Below are 16637 nucleotides of genomic sequence, written 5' to 3'. Positions count from 1 at the left end.
ATAGAACGTTTATTTGTTTTTATGAATAAATAATAACGTTATCGAAATAAAATAAACATGTGGTTTTATAACAGCATATTTTTAAATAGTTATATTGCATTTTCGTTTTATTTTGTTGGCTATTGGAATACAAATATTCATTTTGGATTCATTTTCATTGATTAATATAAAGCTATTGATTGCACTATTTATACACTCAGTTTTTAATTACTTTTAAGTTATATAAATAGACATTAGAGGTTTATATGAAACGTTTAGCGGTGGCAATTTCAGGTATCATTGCTATTACCTGTTTAAGTACAGCAGCGTGGGCTGATTCTAGTATCAAAACGATCAAAGTTTATGAAAACCCAAGCGTCACTTCTACAGTTGTGGAAACAATAAAATCAGATGTGCCATTAATGACTATTTACCAAAATAATGGTTGGGAAAAAGTAGGCGATGCAACCAATGGTAATACTGGTTGGATCCAAAGTGTTGATCGACAAATGATAGCTAAGGCAAATACTAAGCTATTACCAGATCAAACCACGAATACTGTAAAAACCAAAGATGGCGAAAAGAGTGTGACCAAAGGTGTTCTACAAACGCCACAGGGGCCATTTCATTATGAAATAGTGCAATTCCAAGGTAATAGTCATAATCAAAAAGAGAATAAGAAATTTTTTGATGCGATGCAAAAACAGCAACTTGAAATGAATCAAGCGTTTGCAAACACTTGGAACACCATAGCTAATCCAAGTGATTTTAATACTATGCAATCTAACATGATGAAGTTAATGCAACAGCAACAACAGCAAATGTTAGCGATGCAACAACAATTTAAGCAAGCAGGCATAACATCACCTACACAAGTTAAATTAAATACCCATGTTGCAACTCCTGCTAAAGATACTGGAGCGACAGTTGCTACGCCAGCAGCTGCGGCGGCAACCACGACTAAATAAAGCCATTGTATTATCCAGTGAATTTTAGTGGATAATACAATCTGACCAACCCTCTATTAATATTCTCGTTAATAGAGGGTTTTTTATTATTTATTGGTTTATGTCATCGTGATGATGGTCGCTTGAGTACATATTGCGTATGCTGTTGGTTTGGGTTAGTAGGTATAAATAATGATCACAGATATTCATTGTCACTTAGAGTCTGTCGCGCCTGAAAGCTTGGCCGCTTTTATTGCTGCAGGTAACAACATTGGTGCTGTATCGATGACACTTGAGAGCGCACAGCAGCTACTGAAGTTAAAGCAGCAATATCCTGATGCGATTGCATTATTTTTAGGTGTTCATCCGGAAGTTAGCGCAGATGAAACCATGATAGAAGCGGTGATAGCCTTGATCCATCAGCATCATAATTTGCTCAGTGGTATTGGCGAAATTGGTATCCCGTTTTTTTATCTTGATGACAAAACGGTGATCGAAAAGCAGCAGTTAAAACAGCAGGGCGCACAATTAATGGCTCGGTTTGTTGCTCTAGCTGCTGAGTATGATTTACCCGTCAATCTTCATGTGGTGGAAGATGATATCGAATTAGCACTGCCAATATTGCAGCAATATGGTATCGAAGGAGCGTTATTTCATTGGTACGAAGGCTCTGAAATACAATTAGCTCAACTACAGCAATGTGGGCATTTTGTTTCAGCGAGTCCGTGGATCTTTGTCGATGATCATTATTGGCAATTTGTGCAAACCATACCATTATCAATGTTGTTAGTTGAATCTGATGCGCCATGTAAATATAACGCTGAAAAAGGAGATCCAAGTATGGTGGTGAATGTCGTTGCAGCACTAGCCAAGCACCATCAAATATCGATTGAGCAGTTAAGCAACATATTAGCTGCTAATACTTGCCGTTATTTGAGAAAGTCGCTGTAAATAGCGATGCAGTTACCTTGATAGTTTCAACAGCAGTCTATTTTTATATAAAGCGGACGAATAACAGCGTAGGATGAACCAAATATAAAAAATAGGGTGCACCTAGGTGCACGAATAGAAAATTATGCAATTAACAGCAAAAGCCTCACAAAATCGCGCTTTACTTATTTCAATCCAAACCCCGCAATTTAAAGGTGATGAAGCAAAAGCGTCACTGGCTGAATTAGCCCGTCTTGTTACCACACTTGGTTTTAAAGTTGTTGGCACCCAATCACAAAAACTCAGTTCAACCCAACGCATGAATGTGCTTGGTTCCGGTAAAATGGCAGAAATAGCCCACCTGACTGGCAATCAAGGCATAGTAGACGATTTCGATGATGACGATGACATTGTCGATGAAATGCTTTTTAGTGAACTACCGTCTGAAGATTTACCTTTTGGTAGTGCTGATGTTGTAGTATTCGATTGTGATTTAAGCCCATCACAATTACGTAATGTTGAAAATCAACTCGGTGTTGAGGTTTTTGATCGTACCGGTATTATTATTGAAATATTTAGTCGTCATGCGCGTACTCGAACAGCACGGCTACAAGTTGAAATTGCCCGCCTTAATTATTTAGCGCCACGCCTGCGTGAATCAACCAGTGGCAATAAAGAGCGTCAAATGGGTAAAGGTGCGGGTGAAACCACTCTTGAGCTCGATCGTCGTAAAATACGAGACCAACTCGCTGAGTTAAGACGTGAACTTGCTAGTGTTCAAAATGAACTTAAAGGTCGTCGTGCTCAACGTTCAGAACTTTTCTGCGTTGCGTTAGTCGGTTATACCAATGCGGGTAAATCATCAATGATGCGCGCTTTAACCGGCAGTGAAGTGTTAGTGGAAAATAAATTGTTTGCGACGCTAGATACTACTGTGCGTGCGTTACAGCCGATTACTCAGCCACGTATTCTTGTGTCAGATACGGTTGGTTTTATTAAGAAACTGCCACATGACTTAGTGGCGTCGTTCCACTCAACATTGGCAGAAGCGCATGATGCTTCTTTATTGTTATATGTGGTTGATGCCTCTGATGCTTCTTTCCGTTCGCAACTTGATGTGGTTCATGAAGTGCTACATGAAGTCGGCGTGGATGATATACCTAAACAATTAGTACTAAATAAATCTGATCAATTGAGTCTCGAGCAACAACAGGCATTAATGGCTGAGTTTCCTGATGCGATCATGACATCGACCCGTAATCCGGCTGATATTACTAAACTGCATCAATATATCGTCAGTGTGGCGCAAGACGAGATGGTGGAGGATGAAATTATCGTTCCTTATACTGCTAACGGTATTATCGGCGAAATTCGTTCAAGTATGAGTGTGACTAAGGAAGAATATGAATATGAGCATATTACTTTCACTGTTCGCTCTAATCCAATCAACTTAGCGCGCCTTAAAAAGCAAATGCAAAATAACGACTAATCAATAAGCGCCGTAATCAATAACCGAATGATTGGGTTAATAGATTGCGGCGTATTTAATAACAGGGTCAATAACTGTGGCGTTGTTCTACCGCTACGCTAATAACGGATTGATCTTTTGTTGCTCAATAATACCGCATTGAACCAAGAGCTTTTTCTCATTCGCTGTTAACCGTTGACGGAAGAACAGTAATGTCGTCAGTATATCGATAACATCATTATATTCGGTTGGGTTTAACAGGCTTAAACTTTGTAATAACAGCGTCGGTGATTCAATGTCTGTCAGTGTTATTGGCACCTGCTTATAAATCTCGTCATAAAACAATTCTAAATTGACATCACATTCTTGCTTATAGCTTTGGCGTACGGCAATACTACGTAATAGGGCAGTGCGATAAGTTATCGAGATCTGCTTTTGTTGGTGATGTGCTATTTGGTTCAGTACATAAATTCGCGCTGAAATCCGTAATCTTACTTCACGTAGGGCTTTTTGCTGGACCCATGCATCCCAAAATCCGGTAATTAAGGTTGAAATTAATGGAATATAAACCCGCACGCTGCTGCGAGACATTGATTTTTGTAAGATTGCTTTGATTAAAAAATTACTCAGAATATCTTTACCTGAATAAAGAGCAACTTTGATATAACGAAACTTACTGAGTTCTTTATAAGGTTTAATACCATGAATATTATCAATGGGTTCAGAGAGTTCCATCACTGCGCGGACTAATGAGGCTTTCATTTTGTCACAGAAGTGATTTTCAGCACTGGCTCGGTTAATAAGCAATGCTGTTGTCATAAAACCGATTTCAAAGAGTAGCAGTAACTCTAAGCCAATAAAGACAATATTGAGCAGTAAAAGCTTAATCAGATTATCCCATGCTAACCAATTCTCACCTAAGAGTTCAAGATAAATTTCAAATGCAACAATAACAAATGTTGTCGTGAAACCAATCAAGAATGATAAGCCAACACAAAGCTGACAGAGCTTTTTATCTGATATGTGTGTAAACAGTGGTTGTTGGCGCTTAAGGTGTTTTTCAACGCGGCGAATGCCCCATTGTTCAATTTTATGTTCAATCATAGCGGGTAAAAATTGGACTCACAATTTAGTCTAGAAATAACGCAACAGGATGATTGCTGCGTATTCTAAATCGAGTTTGGTTAAAGGCGCACCAATTTTAGTGAATTATTTATAGGATCACACAAAAGTGATTTTATTGGCAATAATTAGGCGATTGATCTCGTTAATATGAGCGATTATTAACTCATTTTTGCTCTTTATCTCCACCTTTAAAGCCTAAAAATGACAATTGCTTTTTAGCCGCAGCTGGTGGCGTATAACGACTATCGCCATCATTTTCTTCAACAACGGGGTGGCTCGAAACGGGCAGTAATCGAAAAATAGCAAAGCCACCTTCTTTACGAACAAAAGCAATTTGACGATTAAGTAACTTATCATTTTCACTGGTAGCTGCTAATGTTTGATCTTTTATTAATGCAAGTGGAGCGATCATGGCTTGGCAGTGATAGATCTTGTAACTGTAATCAGTAAATAAGCGGCAAGGTGCATCAAGAGTGAAAGTTTCCCCTGGAAGCAGATGGCGACTGTTTTCTACTGCGCGGTTGATATCCATGATATTTGCAGCAAATGCACAAGAGGTGGTAAAGCTGATACCTGTAATCACTAACAAGCTGGTAGTCATGATTTTTTTCAGCATGGTTGTTCCTACTGCTAATCTAAGTTGAATGCAAAAAGCCAATATCTTGGAATGATAACATTCGTTGATATTGGCTTCATTATAGAATGCGTTTAATTTAGTGTAGGTTAAGCTGCTGCAAACTCATTAAGCAATTCTTTCTGACGCTCACTAAGGTTAAGTGGTGTTTCAATGACTAGTTGAACAATTAAATCACCAGTGTTGCCTTTACGATCAGTAACGCCTTTGCCTTTAAGGCGGAATTTACGGCCGTTTTGAGTACCTTCAGGTATTTTCAAACTAATAGCACCGCCTAAGGTATTCACTTCCACTTTTCCGCCCAATGCTGCGGTAACAAAATCAGTGGTTGCTTTACAAAGTAAGTTATTGCCTTCGCGCGTGTAACGAGGGTGTGGAAGGATATTCATTTGAATATAAACATCACCTTGACTACCGCCGTTAATACCCGGATGACCTTTACCTGTTAAGCGAATACGACCGCCATCTTCGATACCTGCAGGGATCTTGATATTAAGTTTTTTATTGGTTTGAGTGCTGCCTTCAAACACGGGTAAATCAATAACTCGCGATGCGCCACTGATAGCATCTTCAAGATCGATTTCCATGGTGTATTGAAGATCTTCACCTTTTTGAGGGCGAGTAGAGTGACGACTACCGAAACCGCCACGACCACCACGTGCATTAGAGAACATGTCACCAAAAGCACCGCCAAACATGTCTTCAAAATCGCTGTAGCCACCTTGCTGACCAAAACCTTGATGGCCTCCGCGTTGACCACCGCCCATACCTGGATTTTCAAACGCATTATGACCAAATTGGTCGTAAGCAGTGCGTTTTTCTTTATCCATTAAAATCTCATAGGCTGCCTTTACTTCTTTGAATTTATCAGCAGCGGATGGATCATTTGGGTTTTTATCCGGGTGGAATTTCATTGCTAGCTTTTTATAAGCTTTCTTAATTTCTTTCTCAGAAGCAGTTTTGGCGACACCAAGAACTTCATAAAAATCGCGTTTTGACATTGGTAACACCTCTTATCCCTATCGGGACAACTATCTGGAACATTCTAAATCATCTAATTAAGCCTATAATAACCAAAAACAGCTCCACACTTAAATGGTTAATGATTTAAAAAGGCACAGATAGTTAGCCTAATGGGATTCTCTCTTATTGTGATCGTCGAAAAGGGCGAGAGATTAAGATCTCTACGCCCATTGTTATTGTGAAGTTTTTACTATGTGCTGTTGATTACGGCATAGCCAGTTATCGATACAGTACAATAGTGTCTTACTTCATTTCTTCAAACTCAGCATCGACAACGTCATCATCTTTCGCTGTTTGTTGTTGGTTAGCGTCAGATTGTCCTTGAGGATTTGCTTGGGTTTGAGCCTGAGCATGTTCCATTATTTTTTGTGCCGCAGCCATTAACGCTTGCGTTTGAGTATCTATCGCGGCTTTATCATCGCTAGATTTAACCGCTTCAAGTGCTGTGATGGCTGCTTCAATATTAGCTTTTTCTGCTTCAGGGAAACTTTCACCTGCTTCAGTTATTTGCTTACGGGTACTGTGAATTAATTGGTCAGCTTGGTTACGGGCAATCACTAACTCTTCAAACTGTTTGTCTGCGTCTTTGTTAGCTTCTGCTTCTTGAACCATCTTTTCAATTTCAGCATCCGTCAAACCACCTGAAGCTTGGATGGTGATTTTTTGTGCTTTACCTGTTGCTTTATCTGTGGCTGATACATTTAAAATACCATCCGCATCTAAATCAAATGTCACATCAATTTGCGGCATACCACGTGGTGCAGCTTGAATACCTTCAAGGTTAAACTGACCTAATGACTTATTATGTGTCGCTTGTTTACGCTCACCTTGAAGAACATGGATCGTTACTGCATTTTGGTTATCTTCAGCAGTCGAGAACACTTGATTCGCTTTTGTTGGAATAGTTGTGTTCTTATCAATCAAGGTTGTCATCACGCCACCCATGGTTTCAATACCAAATGACAGCGGTGTTACATCAAGTAATAGCACATCTTTAACATCACCCGCTAAAACACCCGCTTGGATAGCTGCACCCATAGCAACAGCTTCATCTGGGTTAACGTCTTTACGTGGCTCTTTGCCAAAGAAATCGGTCACTACTTTTTGTACCATCGGCATACGTGTTTGACCACCAACCAAGATAACATCAGTAATATCACTTATGTTCAAGTTTGCATCTTTTAAAGCTAATTTTACAGGCTCTAGTGTGCCTTGTACTAGGTCTTCAACCAGTGATTCCAATTTTGCACGTGTGATCTTAACATTCAAGTGTTTAGGACCTGTTGCATCTGCTGTAACGTAAGGTAAATTGACATCAGTTTGTTGTGCTGATGATAATTCGATCTTCGCTTTCTCAGCCGCTTCTTTTACACGCTGCATTGCCAGTGGATCATGTTTAAGGTCGATACCTTGATCTTTCTTAAATTCATTTACTAAGTAGTTAATTAGACGAGTATCAAAGTCTTCACCACCAAGATGGGTATCACCATTGGTTGCTAATACTTCAAAGGTTTGCTCGCCATCAACGTTATCAATTTCAATAATCGAAATATCAAACGTACCACCACCTAAATCATAAACCGCAATCACGCTATCACCAGCTTTTTTATCAAGACCATAAGCCAATGCAGCAGCTGTTGGTTCGTTGATAATACGCTTAACATCAAGACCTGCAATACGACCGGCATCTTTTGTTGCTTGACGTTGAGCATCATTAAAGTAAGCAGGTACAGTAATAACGGCACCAGTAACTTTTTCACCTAAGTATTCTTCTGCTGTTTTTTTCATTTTCTTCAATATTTCAGCAGAAACTTGTGGTGCTGCCATTTTTTGGCCTTTTGCTTCAACCCATGCGTCACCATTATCTGCTTTTACAATTTTGTAAGGCATGATATCAAGATCGCGTTGGATCTCGTCATCTTCAAAACGACGACCAATTAAACGCTTAATTGCAAATAAGGTATTTTCAGGGTTAGTCACTGCCTGACGTTTTGCTGGCTGTCCGACTAAGGTTTCACCATCAGTGTAGGCAATAATTGATGCTGTGGTACGCTCACCTTCCGCATTTTCAATAACACGTGCAGTATCACCGTCTAAAACAGCAACACAAGAGTTAGTTGTACCTAAGTCAATACCGATAATCTTACTCATATTTAATATCCTTTGCGTGCCAGATTGATTAGTTTTTCTTATTCGAACAGCGGGTTATTAATGTGCCGTTAAGAACCATGAAAATCGTTCATGTAATTCTTTGGAATAGTAAGAATCAATCTAACTAAATTTTTTAAATAACCCATAATAGGGTTGAATAGTGACGGAGCTATTAGGTCATTGCCCAAATAGTGGCGATATTGATGAAGCTAATAGCTCAACGTTATTACTAGAGGAGCACTGATAATGGCGAGCTTTACTCGGCCGTTGGTGCTACTGATGCTGATTGTCCAATCGTGATTTTACGTGGTTGCATCGCTTCTGGTACTTCACGGAAAAGATCAATATGTAGCAGACCATTTTCAAGATTAGCACCAACAACGCTTACGTAATCAGCAAGTTGGAATTTACGTTCAAAGTTACGCTCAGCAATACCCTGGTAAATAAAGTTCTTGTCTTCTTCTGGTGCACGAGTACCAGTTACAACAAGCATATTCTCGTTTTGAGTAAGATCTAAACGCTCTTCAGAAAAACCTGCAACTGCCATAGTGATACGGTAGTTGTTCTCATCTGTTTGTTCGATATTGTACGGAGGGTATCCGGCTGCTTGGGTTTTAGTATTGCTTGCTTCAACAAGATTAAACAAGCGATCAAAGCCAATAGCATGACGGTATAGGGGAGTGAAATCTACATTACGCATAAAAACTATCCTCAATAATAAGCAATAGTCTTAGTTGTTTGTTAAGTATGTCATTAGCGACAAGGTGACTTAACAGCAAACTAAGTGAATCAGTCCGTAATAGGATCTTGATTCGATATATAAAGTGCTAATAAGGCATTCCCTAATAAGGCGAATCTTAGTAGCGGTTTGAACTCCATCTGGCAGTTCATGTAATTAATATATGCTTCCGGTGGTGAGTCGTCAACACTTTTTGATTAGATTTTCTAATGTTTTTTGGCGGTTTTTTCTAACGTTTTGATTTTTAAAAAATATCCGCGCTAAAATATTGTATTGCGTTTTATTAAATAGGTGTCTTGGTTGATAATCCATCCGCATTTCACCGTATTCTCATCCTTGTTTAGTAATAGATGAGGGCAAAAAAAACCTTTTCAAGCGTTATAAGTAGAGAAATTTTACAGGTGAGTATTGCACTATGATTTATGTGGTGTTGATTGCAGTAATCAAACGCTAAGCATGATAAAAACTAATAATAGCTATATTATCAATTGGTTAAGAATACTTATTTAAATGCTATGATGCAGTAATACGAGTGATTATTGATATGTCTGAAACCTTGATTCCTAATATTGTTGAGTTTATGGCGGCGGTTGACCCATTTGATAAGCTCGATCGAAAAACATTGCGTGATATCGCTGGAATGATCACTATTCGCTATTTTGGTAAGGGAGAGGTGATTGACTTACAAGAAAGTGATCAACTGTATTTATTGCGAACAGGGGCTGTTGAACAGCGTAACCTTGATGGTAGCTTACGAGCTAAATTAGCTGCAGAAGACTTTTTTGGATTTTCTCGATTAACTCAGCAAGAGACGAATATCGCGAGTGATCCTTATACCATTACCGTTATTGAAGATGCGTTAATTTATTGTTTGTCTATTAACACATTACTAGCCAAATTAAATGATCAGCCGAATGCTTTAGCTCATTTTGCATCACATGCGCAAAGTCGACTTCAGAGTGGATTAAATGTTGTATGGTCACAACATGAAAAAGGATTATTTTTTAAACCGATTATTGAGGTACTTAATTCACAAATCGTGTTAGTTGAAAGTACCCAAACCATTCAAGCTGTCGCAATGGCAATGCGGGTTAATGCTAATTCTTCGTGTGCTTTTATTATGCATAAGAATGATTTTATTGGCTTAATTACCGATAAAGATATGACTAAACGGGTGGTGGCTGGCGGTATACCTATTACAGAGCAGATCACTGCAGTGATGACGGAGATGCCTTATACCGTTAACCGTGACGACTTGGTGATCAAAGCTGCTGCATTGATGATGCAACATGGTATCAAAAACATTCCAGTGGTTGATAACGGATTGCCAATTGGGGTCATTACACCATCAGATTTAGTTCAAAATCATCGTATTCAAGCGATCTTTTTGATCGATAAAATTAATAAGATTGAACGGTTAGAGCAGCTGGCGGCATTTACGATTGAACGACAAGCTATTTTTGAAGCTTTAGTTGAAGCAAGAGTTGCTATTAATGTTATTGGTCAAGTAATGGCAATGATTATGGATGCTTACAATCGCCGTTTAGTGATGATGGCTGAAGCGTATTTAGGCGCTGCTCCTTGTGATTATTGCTGGATAGTAGCGGGCTCTCATGCGCGAAATGAAGTACATATGCTGTCTGATCAAGATCATGGCTTAATTTTAGCGAATAACGCGACCAATGCAGATAAGGTATATTTTCATCATTTAGCTATGTATGTCAGTAAAGGGATGGCGTTGTGTGGTTACGAGTTATGCAGTGGGCGTTTTATGGCCGTTACTCACAAGTGGTGTCAGCCATTAGCGGTGTGGCAAGCGTATTATCAAAAGTGGGCAGTAAATCCTGAATATGATTTATTGCTTGAAATGAGTGTTTTTCTCGATAGTCGCTATATTGCAGGAAACCCACAGTTAGCCAATGAGTTGCAAACATGTATGTGTCAGCAATTGGTTAACAATGCGCGGCTAATATCTGCTCTTGCTCGCAATGCATTAGCACAAAAGCCACCACTGAGTATTTTTAGAAATTTGGTTTTAGTTAAAGAGGGCGAAAATGCCAATACTCTTGATATAAAAGCAGCAGCCTTGAGTATTATTGTTAATCTAATACGGGTGCAATATTTGCAATTAGTATCACGATTATTCAGTACTGATAGCAGTGTGGACTATAAAACGAACACCGAAGAGCGATTACAATTACTGTTAACGCATAAAGTAATTAATGAAGCCACGTTTAAAGACTTATTAGGGGCGTTTCAATTTATCACTCAGATCCGTTATAGCCATCAACTTCAAGCATTACAGCAAGGTAAAATACCTAATAACCATATTAATCCAAATGCGTTTAATAGTTTTGAACGCACACATTTACGTGAAACGTTTAAGTTGATTAGCCGTTATCAAGAAATAATGAAGATGAAGTATTGCTAATGGAGGCTATTAAGAAAGGATTATTTAAGTGGTATCGGTATCAATGGTGGCAACGCTTATTTGGTGATCATCTACGTGATTTACATCAGCGTAGAATGACTTTATTGCAACAATCCCCTGATTTACCGCCACCGATTAAAGCATTATTCAGTGCGCCGTTACCGCAGCCATCAAGCTTGATTAATCAATGGCCATTACTCGCGCTTGATTTTGAAACCACAGGCTTTGATCCTCTGCAAGACCAGATATTATCGGTGGGTTATGTGGCAATGACAGCTAATACCATTGATATGAGCACATGTGTCAGTGAATTTGTTAACTCTGATGCGATCATCAAACCTAATAGCGCGGTTATTAATCATATTGATCATGAGATGTTATTACAGGGCTTAGCCTTAGATGAGGTGATGACGCGAATGTTGGTTGCTTTAACTGGCAAAATTGGTGTCGCTCATGGTTGCTTTATGGAGCAAGGTTTTATAAGTGCTTATTTACAGCATAAATATCACCTCAATGATTGTCCGTTGCTGTGGCTAGATACGCTGCCATTGTATCAATCTTTATACAGTAACCAAATATCACATCAGGATGCACGTTTAGGCTCTGCTCGTCAGCGTGTAGGTTTACCTGAATATCAGGCCCATCATGCATTATTTGACGCTGTGGCCTGTGGAGAACTTTTAATGGTACTCATTCATAAAATTTACGGTAATAACGTGCCTAATTTAATCCAATTATTAAAGCGATACTAAAGCTAATATCTGTTAATTATATATATAAACATCACACGATGCGCACATGATCTACACTGAAATTAAAGCGAAATTTCGTTTTGGTTTGCTAGTAAGGGATTAGATAGCATGAATGTTTTTATCCGGCGTTATTTACCGGTGATGATTTTATTGTTATTTGTGGCATTGTCGGTTGGGCTATTTTTAAATCGTTCCCAGCCTCAGCAGAAAGTTGCTGAGGCGATCATGCCTGTGCTTGAAGTAGTGGCAATTAAAAAACAGCAGTATCCGTTTGATATTAATTCTTATGGTATGGTGCAGCCTAAGCATCAGGCAGAAATTGTCGTACAAGTTAGCGGTATTGTTGATCGTGTAGCAACGCTATTTGCTGTGGGTCAATTTGTTCGCAAAGGTGATATTTTAGCGTATTTAGATGACGATGATTATCACGCCGATCTTGCTCAAGCACAGGCAACATTAGCGCAAGCGAAAGCATTATTAGAGCAAGAAATTGCACGTGGGATTGTAGCAAAGAAAAGTTTACGAAATATTGCGACGGCTAAGCAATCAGCATTAGGGTTACGTATTCCACAACGGCAACAGCAACAGGCGAATGTTAAATTTGCACAAGCAGCGCTAGCTCGTGCTCAACGTAATGTTACGCGTACAATAATTACCGCGCCCTTTGATGGTTTAATTACCGAAAAGCATATAAATGTTGGTAGCCACGTTAATATTGGTGAACAACTAGGTATGATATATGGCACTGATACAGCTCGGATTCGGCTGCCAGTTACACCACAAGCTTTTTCCTTTATTGATGCAAATCCGCTTAATACTAGCGTTACTCTCTCCAATCAACCTCATGCTCAAACAGTGCAACAGTGGAGCGCTCGTTTTATTGGCACAGAAGAGGTTATCGATCCACAAACTCGAATGATTTACCTGTTGGTTGATGTTGCTGATCCTTACCAATTGACTTTGCCTCATCAACAACGCACTGAGGTGTTAAATTTTGGCTCCTTTGTGACCGCAAAAATTGCAGCAAAACCGATTGCCAATGCGGTGCGATTACAGCGACATATGATCAGGAATGAACATGTGGTGTTAGTTGGTGCTAATGGACGAACCCAAATACGAAAAGTTGAAATTGCGCGAACAGATCTTGAGCATGCCTATATAAGTGCCGGATTAGATGAAGGCGAATTAGTGTCAATAACTTGGCCTGATAATCACCTTGAAGGGACTGCTGTTACAACAGTATTAAATCAGCCGCTATTGAGACCGACTGATTTGAAACAGCAACCCGCACTTACGGTTATTCATTCTAAGGTTGCAGATAACGGGGAGTAGGGAATGGAGCCATCAGGGATCATTGCTTGGTTTACGCGCAACCATGTCGCAGCTAATTTATTAATGTTATTGGTCATTATTGGTGGCTTATTTTCAGTCAAACTGATTAATAAAGAGATATTTCCTGCCTTTGGTACCAATAAAATAACTATCTCTAGCCAATATACCGGGGCTGCTGCCGCTAATATCGAGCAAGGGATCATTATTAAAATAGAGCAAGCGGTTGATGATATAGCCAATATTAAACGGGTTACTGCAATTGCAAACCAAGGCACCGGAGTTGTAACACTAGAGCTCGATAATGACGCCGATGTTGATAAGGTATTAGATCAAGTAAAACAACGTATTGATGCTATAACGACCTTTCCTGCGCAAATGGAGCCACCGTTGATTCAACGCGCAGAGTTCATGAGTAATGTGATGTTTTTATCATTATATGGTGACTTAAGTGATCGACAATTAAAACGTTATGCGCAAATAGTTAAAGAAGAAATTATTCAGCAAACCAGCGCCACATCAGTCAATGTTACTGGGGTAAAAAATGATGAAATCGCCATTGAAATTCCTGCTCAGCAGTTACGTAATTATAACTTAACCATTGAACAGGTTGCGCAGACGGTACAGCAACACTCACTCGATTTACCCGCAGGAACGATAAAAGCACAAGATGGCGATGTATTAGTACGTACCACCGAACAGCTTTATCATGGTGATCAATTTGCTAATATCGTATTGCGTACTAATGCTGATGGCAGTCAATTGCGTTTATTGGATTTGGCAACGGTCACTGATGGTTTTGTCGAGAACACTGTATTAAATCGCTTTAATAAACAACGCGCTGCCGTTATACAAATTCGTAACCTTCCTAACCAAGACGCGACGCTAATATCGCAACAAATAACAGATTATGTCACCAATAAGAAAGCGCAATTGCCGCCAGGTGTATACATAGATACATGGGCCGATATGTCGCATTACTTAGAAGGACGGCTCAATATGATGCTGTCTAACATGCTGTATGGCGGGTTATTGGTATTTATTATTCTGGCGTTATTTTTAGAAATGAGATTGGCGTTCTGGGTATTATTAGGATTACCATTTTGTTTTTTAGGTACACTACTCTTTATGCCATTAGAGAGTATTAATATATCAATTAACTTATTGTCGTTATTTGGTTTTATTTTAGTTCTAGGGATTGTGGTTGATGATGCAATTGTAGTTGGTGAAAGTGTTTATTCTGAAGTAGAGCAGCATGGGCAAACTATAAACAATGTTATTAAAGGCGCGCAACAAGTGGCGATCCCCGCTACCTTTGGTGTTTTAACCACGATAGCGGCCTTTGTGCCGATGTTGTTGTCAGATAACCCACGCACCGAATTTTTTAAAGCTATTGGATGGGTGGTTATTTTATGCTTAACCTTTTCGTTAATTGAATCGAAACTGATTCTACCTGCACATTTAGCCCGTTCTCGCTTAGCTCAACCATCGCGGTGGAATAATCCATTATTGCGTATTAAATTACGCTTTAATCAGGCGGTAAATCGGTTTATTGATGTTCATTATCGACGTTTTATTATGACTACTATTGCGCATCGGTATAGTGTATTAGCCACTTTTGTTGGTGTGTTGTGTTTAGCATTGGCGTTAGTGTTCAGTGGTCAATTACGGTGGGTGTTTTTTCCTAAATTGCCGTCTGATTATATTCAAGTATTGGTGGAAATGAACGATTCCAATTCAACAGAAAATAATATTAAGGTGATAAATCAATTAGAACAGGCTCTTTATCAAACAGATGAGGAAATTTATCAGCAGCAAGGTATTCATGTTATTAAACATAGCTTCGTTAATATGCAAGACAGTAACGACATGTTTGTACTGGTTGAGTTAGAAAAAAGTGAAAGCTTACCGATAACGAGTTTTGATATTTTAGAACAATGGAAAGGCAATATTCCGCCCTTGGTTGGAGTAAAAACAATTTCTTATGAAGCTTCAATCGACCGTCAGAAAAGTGATATCCAATATAGATTACAAGGTGATAATAATCAGCAGCTTATGCAAGCGGCAACGCAATTAAAACAACAATTAGCACGCTATCAAGGGGTGTTTAATATTGAGGATGACTTATCAGCTCCGACACAAGAGATAAATATTACGCTAACCCCGATTGGGCAATTATTAGGGTTATCGGTAGCAAGTCTTACCCATCAAGTACAACACGCTTTTCAAGGAATTGAAGTTCAGCGCATTTTACGCAATAACGAAGAAGTGAAAGTCATTGTCCGTTACCCCTTTGGTGAACGTCGTAGTATTGGGGATCTTCAAAATATGCAAGTCACTCTAGCGGATGGCAGTTTAGTTCCTTTTTCGGAAGTAGCAACGCTAACGGTTATTCCTGCGCTTAACAGTATTAATCGAGTTGATAAACGCCGTACGTTGGTGGTAAGCGCTAATATACATAAAGATAAAGTCTCTCCCTCAGAGATATATAGCAAGATTAACAAAGACTATTTACCGCAATTACGTCAACAATATTCAGCGATCACCATTCAATTGGATGGACAAGCAAAGGAAGAGCAACAAACCAAAGGGAGCTTAATTCGAGATGCGGTATTGGCGCTATTTGCTATTTTTGCCCTAATGGCAATACCATTACGCTCATATAGCCAGCCATTGATTGTTATGTCAGTGATCCCATTTGGTATTATTGGTGCGATAGCTGGGCATTATATCGCAGATATTTCACTGAATCTGCTGAGTGTATTTGGTATTTTGGCATTATCTGGAGTGGTGGTAAATGACTCATTAGTGCTGGTGGTGTTTATCAATCGCGCCTTAACACAGGGGATGCCATTATATGATGCTGTTACCGAAGCAGGATGTCGCCGTTTTCGAGCGATTGTATTAACGTCGCTAACAACTTTTTTTGGATTAGCGCCAATATTATTAGAAACTAGCTTGCAGGCACAAATTGTTATTCCAATGGCAACCTCGCTTGCGTTTGGTATTTTATTCGCAACCGTTGTCACTCTAGTATTAGTGCCTGCTTTATATTTAATTTTGAATGATATTAAACGAGGCTATCGACGCTTCTTTAATTACTGGTGGCAGCCATCGTTTGATAAATAG

Annotated in this window: 12 protein-coding genes; 7 read left to right on the top strand and 5 right to left on the bottom strand. The window is 39.2% G+C overall.

Features of this window, described 5'->3' with window-relative positions; translation table 11 throughout:
* The first annotated feature begins 245 nt into the window (after positions 1–245).
* The 3 genes from G6R09_RS03410 (at position 246) to hflX (ending at position 3345) form a co-directional block, all read left to right on the top strand.
* Positions 246–947, top strand: coding sequence for an SH3 domain-containing protein (locus G6R09_RS03410; protein ID WP_163920514.1), 702 nt, complete (start codon positions 246–248; stop codon positions 945–947).
* A 171-nt stretch (positions 948–1118) separates the two neighbouring features.
* Positions 1119–1877: a TatD family hydrolase gene (locus tag G6R09_RS03405; RefSeq protein WP_065166937.1), complete on the top strand. Its 759-nt coding sequence runs from the start codon at positions 1119–1121 to the stop codon at positions 1875–1877.
* 124 nt (positions 1878–2001) lie between these two features.
* Entirely contained in the window at positions 2002–3345 is a 1344-nt protein-coding gene (gene hflX, locus G6R09_RS03400; protein ID WP_065176984.1) for a GTPase HflX, read from the top strand.
* A gap of 93 nt (positions 3346–3438) precedes the next feature.
* Here hflX and G6R09_RS03395 read toward each other — a convergent pair whose 3' ends face one another.
* The 5 genes from G6R09_RS03395 to G6R09_RS03375 all read right to left on the bottom strand — a co-directional run bounded on the left by G6R09_RS03395 (position 3439) and on the right by G6R09_RS03375 (position 8957).
* Positions 3439–4428: a hypothetical protein gene (locus G6R09_RS03395; RefSeq protein WP_065166935.1), complete on the bottom strand. Its 990-nt coding sequence runs from the start codon at positions 4426–4428 to the stop codon at positions 3439–3441.
* Between the two features lie 184 nt (positions 4429–4612).
* The gene (locus G6R09_RS03390; RefSeq protein ID WP_107204480.1) at positions 4613–5065 is read right to left on the bottom strand and encodes a hypothetical protein; all 453 of its coding nucleotides are present in this window, start codon (positions 5063–5065) and stop codon (positions 4613–4615) included.
* A gap of 107 nt (positions 5066–5172) precedes the next feature.
* Positions 5173–6084, bottom strand: coding sequence for a DnaJ C-terminal domain-containing protein (locus G6R09_RS03385; RefSeq protein ID WP_065166934.1), 912 nt, complete (start codon positions 6082–6084; stop codon positions 5173–5175).
* Between the two features lie 265 nt (positions 6085–6349).
* Entirely contained in the window at positions 6350–8257 is a 1908-nt protein-coding gene (gene dnaK / locus G6R09_RS03380; RefSeq protein WP_163920512.1) for a molecular chaperone DnaK, read from the bottom strand.
* A gap of 256 nt (positions 8258–8513) precedes the next feature.
* Positions 8514–8957 (bottom strand): Hsp20 family protein, encoded by a 444-nt coding sequence (locus G6R09_RS03375; protein ID WP_087844649.1) that lies wholly within the window; start codon positions 8955–8957, stop codon positions 8514–8516.
* Between the two features lie 583 nt (positions 8958–9540).
* Between G6R09_RS03375 and G6R09_RS03370 the strand changes: the two genes are divergently transcribed.
* From G6R09_RS03370 to G6R09_RS03355, 4 genes are all read left to right on the top strand, one after another.
* The gene (locus G6R09_RS03370) at positions 9541–11427 is read left to right on the top strand and encodes a DUF294 nucleotidyltransferase-like domain-containing protein (protein ID WP_065166932.1); all 1887 of its coding nucleotides are present in this window, start codon (positions 9541–9543) and stop codon (positions 11425–11427) included.
* On the top strand, positions 11427–12179 hold the full coding sequence (locus tag G6R09_RS03365) for an exonuclease domain-containing protein (RefSeq protein ID WP_163920510.1): 753 nt from the start codon (positions 11427–11429) through the stop codon (positions 12177–12179). The genes G6R09_RS03370 and G6R09_RS03365 overlap by 1 nt, the downstream gene beginning before the upstream one ends.
* Before the next feature lie 108 nt (positions 12180–12287).
* Positions 12288–13511 (top strand): efflux RND transporter periplasmic adaptor subunit, encoded by a 1224-nt coding sequence (locus tag G6R09_RS03360; protein ID WP_163920508.1) that lies wholly within the window; start codon positions 12288–12290, stop codon positions 13509–13511.
* 3 nt (positions 13512–13514) lie between these two features.
* Positions 13515–16637, top strand: coding sequence for an efflux RND transporter permease subunit (locus G6R09_RS03355; RefSeq protein ID WP_163920506.1), 3123 nt, complete (start codon positions 13515–13517; stop codon positions 16635–16637).

Source organism: Photobacterium sp. Alg240-V54 (assembly GCF_900537155.1).
Taxonomy (GTDB): domain Bacteria; phylum Pseudomonadota; class Gammaproteobacteria; order Enterobacterales; family Vibrionaceae; genus Photobacterium.
The sequence above is the reverse complement of the archived record's forward strand: the minus strand, read 5'-3'. Positions and strand labels throughout refer to the sequence as shown.

Excerpts from the sequence above, each read along its gene's own strand:
- G6R09_RS03355 (WP_163920506.1), top strand. The coding sequence starts at position 13,515 with ATGGAGCCATCAGGGATCATTGCTTGGTTTACGCGCAACCATGTCGCA.
- G6R09_RS03390 (WP_107204480.1), bottom strand. The coding sequence starts at position 5,065 with ATGCTGAAAAAAATCATGACTACCAGCTTGTTAGTGATTACAGGTATC.
- hflX (WP_065176984.1), top strand. The coding sequence starts at position 2,002 with ATGCAATTAACAGCAAAAGCCTCACAAAATCGCGCTTTACTTATTTCA.
- G6R09_RS03370 (WP_065166932.1), top strand. The coding sequence starts at position 9,541 with ATGTCTGAAACCTTGATTCCTAATATTGTTGAGTTTATGGCGGCGGTT.
- G6R09_RS03385 (WP_065166934.1), bottom strand. The coding sequence starts at position 6,084 with ATGTCAAAACGCGATTTTTATGAAGTTCTTGGTGTCGCCAAAACTGCT.
- G6R09_RS03360 (WP_163920508.1), top strand. The coding sequence starts at position 12,288 with ATGAATGTTTTTATCCGGCGTTATTTACCGGTGATGATTTTATTGTTA.
- G6R09_RS03405 (WP_065166937.1), top strand. The coding sequence starts at position 1,119 with ATGATCACAGATATTCATTGTCACTTAGAGTCTGTCGCGCCTGAAAGC.
- G6R09_RS03395 (WP_065166935.1), bottom strand. The coding sequence starts at position 4,428 with ATGATTGAACATAAAATTGAACAATGGGGCATTCGCCGCGTTGAAAAA.
- G6R09_RS03375 (WP_087844649.1), bottom strand. The coding sequence starts at position 8,957 with ATGCGTAATGTAGATTTCACTCCCCTATACCGTCATGCTATTGGCTTT.
- G6R09_RS03410 (WP_163920514.1), top strand. The coding sequence starts at position 246 with ATGAAACGTTTAGCGGTGGCAATTTCAGGTATCATTGCTATTACCTGT.
- G6R09_RS03365 (WP_163920510.1), top strand. The coding sequence starts at position 11,427 with ATGGAGGCTATTAAGAAAGGATTATTTAAGTGGTATCGGTATCAATGG.
- dnaK (WP_163920512.1), bottom strand. The coding sequence starts at position 8,257 with ATGAGTAAGATTATCGGTATTGACTTAGGTACAACTAACTCTTGTGTT.